We start from the raw sequence: 3,697 nt of genomic DNA, 5'->3' as shown, positions 1-3,697 counted from the left end.
GGGCTGGCGATGATCAGTCCTTCGACCGGATGTCCCAGGTTCTCCAGGTGTTCGACAGTCGGCTGAAAGCGCGACCCCGGCCCGGCCAGCATCTCCACCGGGGTCACGCCCAGCGCGGTCAGGATGTTCCGGTAAGCCGGATAGCTGGGAGCCGCCATCGCCACCCGGTCGCCGGGTTCGAATGCCGCCAGGAAACCCAGCAGAAAGCCGGCGGACGAGCCGGTCGTGACCACCACCCTGCGCTCCGGCACCACGATGCCGTAGCGGTCATGATAGAAGCGGGAAATCGCGGCGCGCAGCGGCGGGATGCCGAGGGCGTCGGTGTAGCCAAGGCGGTCGCCGTCGAGGGCCCGCTTCGCCGCCGCGATCACGGCTGCCGGCGCTCCGGAGGATGGCTGCCCTACCTCCAGATGAAGCACGTCGCCGCCAGCCGCTTCGCGCTCCGCCGCGGCCCGCATGACTTCCATGACGATGAACGGGGAGATCGCGCCCCGTTTGGCGACTTTCAGAGACATAGCCTGACCTGACATAAAAACAGTAAACCTGAACCGAACTTCGGGAAGCCCTGGCGCCCGCCAAGGCTCCCCGTCCCCAAGCCGTCCTAGTTGATGGTATAGGCGAGGCCGAATCCGCGAGGATCGGTAGCGGCGGCGCAGGACCTGCCTCCGGTGCTGCGATCGACCTTGCAGCTGACCAGATTGACTCGCCCAAGTGCCTGTACGCTGTAGATCTCGCCCTCGACACCAGCGGCGGAACGTTCGGCGGTTTCCTCGATCAGCGTGCCGCCGGCGGGATCGGGCGCCAGCCGGGGAGCCGCAACGGCTTCCTGAGCGCTCATTCCTTGCTCCAGCACTCTCAGGGCGACATTGACGAGTGCGGCCGGTGCGGCACCCGCCCCTTCCTCGCCCACGCCGACACCGATCAATCCGGCATTGCCGGCGAACAGCGGGTGGTTGAGGCTCGGGTTGACCATGATGGCCGGACCGCCGACGCCACGCGCCCCGGTGGCCTTCGCCTGCATGATCCCGGTGCCCGGGATCATCTTGCCGGTGCCGAAGGGCCCGCCGAGCGAGAAGGTGCAGGCGACGGCCTGACCGAACTGGTCGAAGCTGACCAGACCGGCGGTCGGCGGCCCTTCCGGCTCGACCTTCTCCAGGGCCTTGATCAGTCCGGCATTGCGCCGGCCATCCGGCGCTGATGCCGCGTCCCGCAGCGCTCCGGCGGCCGGCGCGCCGTTCGGCACGCTGGCGAAACGCATCACGTCGTTGCCATGCTGCACGTCGTCGGTCTGCCGCCATTGCGCCTGATAACCGCTCAGCTTCCCGGGATCGATCCCCAGTCCGGCCGCGATCTTCTCGCCCAGCTGGCCGCTGTAGAACCCGCCAGCCCCGCGCTGCCTCAGCTGTGACAGGACATTGGCCAGATCGTTCTGCTGAAGGCTCTGCCCTTCGCCCGGCGGGGTCGCGCCGGTCGGCAGGAACACGGCCTTGGCTGCCTGATCCTCACCCGCGATGCCGCCGAAGACCTGGAGGTCGCGAGCGAGCGCCCGCGAGATCTGGGTATCGAATCGCGCCTTTGCCTCCGCCGGGACGATCAACTGCTCCCACCGCATCTTGCCGTGGGCCGCGTGCAGCGCGGCCATGCCGCGCACCAGACCGGGCACCGCGACACCGGCGTCGTCGGTGCCGGTAGCGGAATGCGGCAGGAAATCGAGCGTGCGGGTCTGGCTGCTGGTCGCGTCATGGACGACGCAGACGCCGCCGCCGCCCAGGCCGACGCGGGTCGGCAGCGTGACGGACATCGCCAGCGCCATGGCGGTCGCGGCATCGACCGCATTGCCGCCCTGCGACAGGATATCGCGGCCGATCGCAGCCGCGCGCGGCTCGTCGGCGGCGATCCCGGCATTGACCTGATGGGCTCCAAGGCGTACCGGCTGATTGGAAGCGCAACCGGCAAGTGCTGCGGCGGCCATGGTAAAAATGCCCAACCGTTGCCAGATTTGCGTATAAGCTAGGCGACTGGCCGGCAATCGGCGTGTGGGAGAAAGCATGGCTTTGCGTTTACCGCGGAAACTGGTGGTCAAGGTTCGTATCCTGGCCGTGGCTTTTGCAGCCGTGGCAATGGTGGGTATGTCGGCTGCACCTGCGGAAGCGCAGCAGCAGCAGCGGCGCCTCCAGTTCATCCGTGACGCCGAGATCGAACATATCATCCGCACTTACGCGGAGCCAATCTTCGAAGTCTCGGGCATCAACGGCGACAGCGTGGAAATCGCGCTGGTAAAGGACAGTTCGCTCAACGCCTTCGTGGCTGGCGGCATGAACCTGTTCATCCACACCGGGCTGCTGCTGGAAAGCGAGAGCCCCGGCGAACTGATCGGCGTCATCGCCCACGAAATAGGCCATATTGCCGGCGGCCACCTGATCCGCTCGCAGGAAGCGATGGAAGGTGCCTCGGCCCAGGCCATCCTCAGTGCGCTTCTCGGACTCGGCGCCGCCCTCGCCACCGGGGAGGCCGGCGCCGGAGCCGCCATCCTGGGAGGCGGCACGGAAATGGCGCGCCGCTCCTATCTGGCCTATAGCAGGGCACAGGAAAGCACCGCCGATCAGGCGGCGCTCGGCTATATGGATCAGGCCGGCATCTCGGCACGAGGGCTGCTGAATTTCCTGGAGAAGCTCGGCAACCAGGACCTTCGCCCGACCGACAGGCAGGACGCCTTCGTCCGCACCCATCCGCTGACCCTCGACCGCATCGAGAGCGTGCGCTACCACGTCGAGCACTCCAGGGTCTCCGACAAGCCGTTGCCGGCCAGCTATGACGATATGCATGCACGCATGCGCGCGAAGCTTCTTGGGTTCGTGCAGCCCCAGATCGCCCTCCAGCGGTTCCGCGAGTCCGACACCGCACTGCCGGCACGCTATGGACGCGCGATAGCCCTCTACCAGCGAGGCGACATCAAGCAGGCACTCCCCATGATCGACCAGTTGATCAAGGAGGAGCCGGACAACCCCTTCTTCCATGAGCTGAAAGGGCAGGTCCTGCTGGAGAACAGCCGCGTCGCCGAAGCGATCCCGCCGTACCGGCGCTCAGTGGAACTTCTGCCCGACTCGGCCCTGCTGCGCAGTTCGCTGGCGCATGCGCTGATCGAGTCCAACGACGACCGGGTATTGGACGAAGCGCTCCGGAACCTCAAGGTCGCTGCCGAGGAGGAGCCCCGCACGCCCTTCACATGGCGGCTGATCGCGACGGTCTATGGCCGGCAGAACCAGCAGGGCATGCTGTCCTATGCACTGGCGGAGGAGGCGATGGGGCGCGGCGACCGCGGCGTCGCCCGCTTCCACGCGGAGAAGGCGGAGCGCGAGTTGCCGACCGGGTCGCCGGGCTGGATTCGCGCCCAGGACATCCGGACGGCGACCGACCGGCCGCCCAAGCGCTGACCCGAAACGCCGATCCCAAGCGCCTATAGTGACGATCACATCGGCGTCAAATGTCGTACCGGCCCCAACCGGGGCTTGCCGCCAGCCGTCCGCTTTGACATCGTGCCGGAATTCTTTCTCGGAGAGACTCCAGATGCAGCGCCCCGCCAATTCGATCCGCACATCAGCCGCTGCCGTCCTGCTGGCCATGGCTTGCGCCGCACCTGTTTCGCCAGCCGCGGCACAACAGACCACGGCCGACAAGACAGCCATCGAGCAGATCG

At 67.1% G+C, this 3,697-nt stretch carries 3 protein-coding genes; 1 reads left to right on the top strand and 2 read right to left on the bottom strand.

The annotated features are described in order from the left end of the window. Together AC5JJ6_RS04140 and AC5JJ6_RS04135 are read right to left on the bottom strand one after the other, a co-directional pair. Positions 1 to 515, bottom strand: a 515-nt coding sequence (locus AC5JJ6_RS04140; protein ID WP_496040833.1) for an aminotransferase class I/II-fold pyridoxal phosphate-dependent enzyme, incomplete at its 3' end; no start/stop codon positions are given. A gap of 86 nt (positions 516 to 601) precedes the next feature. Next, positions 602 to 1,972: a gamma-glutamyltransferase gene (locus tag AC5JJ6_RS04135; protein ID WP_496040832.1), complete on the bottom strand. Its 1,371-nt coding sequence runs from the start codon at positions 1,970 to 1,972 to the stop codon at positions 602 to 604. 76 nt (positions 1,973 to 2,048) lie between these two features. Between AC5JJ6_RS04135 and AC5JJ6_RS04130 the strand changes: the two genes are divergently transcribed. Then, positions 2,049 to 3,434 carry a M48 family metalloprotease gene (locus AC5JJ6_RS04130; protein ID WP_496040831.1) on the top strand — a complete coding sequence of 462 codons (1,386 nt, stop codon included), beginning with the start codon at positions 2,049 to 2,051 and terminating at the stop codon, positions 3,432 to 3,434. Positions 3,435 to 3,697: the final 263 nt, after the last annotated feature.

It is taken from the genome of Skermanella sp. (assembly GCF_059503625.1).
This window is presented reverse-complemented; position numbering and strand designations above follow the sequence as displayed.

Bases quoted from the DNA above. Each gene is read 5' to 3' on its own strand.
- AC5JJ6_RS04135 (WP_496040832.1), bottom strand. From the start codon at position 1,972: ATGGCCGCCGCAGCACTTGCCGGTTGCGCTTCCAATCAGCCGGTACGC.
- AC5JJ6_RS04130 (WP_496040831.1), top strand. From the start codon at position 2,049: ATGGCTTTGCGTTTACCGCGGAAACTGGTGGTCAAGGTTCGTATCCTG.